Raw genomic sequence first — 401 nt, 5'->3', positions numbered from 1 at the left:
TGGACAACGTCTTCATCGAGCGACTCTGGCGCAGTGTGAAGTATGAGGAAATTTACCTCCACGAACACGCCACCCTCATCGGGCTCTGTGCGGGCCTGGAGAAATGGTTCGCGCGCTACAACGATTGGCGACCCCATGAAGCGTTGGAAAACCGGACACCCCGGGCTGTTTACGATGCCAGCGACAAGCTCGAACCACTCGCCGAGCAGGAAGCCGCCTAAAAGGGGCGGAACCCGGGCGGCGGCGAAATTGAAAAGGCATCGTCCTCCCTTCCGCTACGCTCCACTCCGTCCTCCGCCTTTTCAATTTCGAGTTCCAAGTGGCTAGCGCCTTGCCAAAGAACCCCAGAACAAGTAATCAATTTTCCCTCATCACCATCGTTTAGCTGAGCCCTCAACTGG

Annotated in this window: 2 protein-coding genes; one reads left to right on the top strand and one right to left on the bottom strand. The window is 56.9% G+C overall.

Features of this window, described 5'->3' with window-relative positions; all coding sequences use genetic code 11:
* A partial coding sequence (locus tag JIN78_RS17005; protein ID WP_200393191.1) for an integrase core domain-containing protein occupies nucleotides 1–221 on the top strand: 221 nt, incomplete at its 5' end.
* Here JIN78_RS17005 and JIN78_RS17450 read toward each other — a convergent pair.
* On the bottom strand, nucleotides 218–401 hold a 184-nt coding region (locus JIN78_RS17450; RefSeq protein WP_234038074.1), incomplete at its 5' end, for a hypothetical protein. The two genes, JIN78_RS17005 and JIN78_RS17450, sit on opposite strands and share 4 nt — an antisense overlap.

This window comes from Roseibacillus ishigakijimensis (assembly GCF_016595415.1).
Lineage (GTDB): Bacteria > Verrucomicrobiota > Verrucomicrobiia > Verrucomicrobiales > Akkermansiaceae > Roseibacillus > Roseibacillus ishigakijimensis.
The sequence above is the reverse complement of the archived record's forward strand: the minus strand, read 5'-3'. Positions and strand labels throughout refer to the sequence as shown.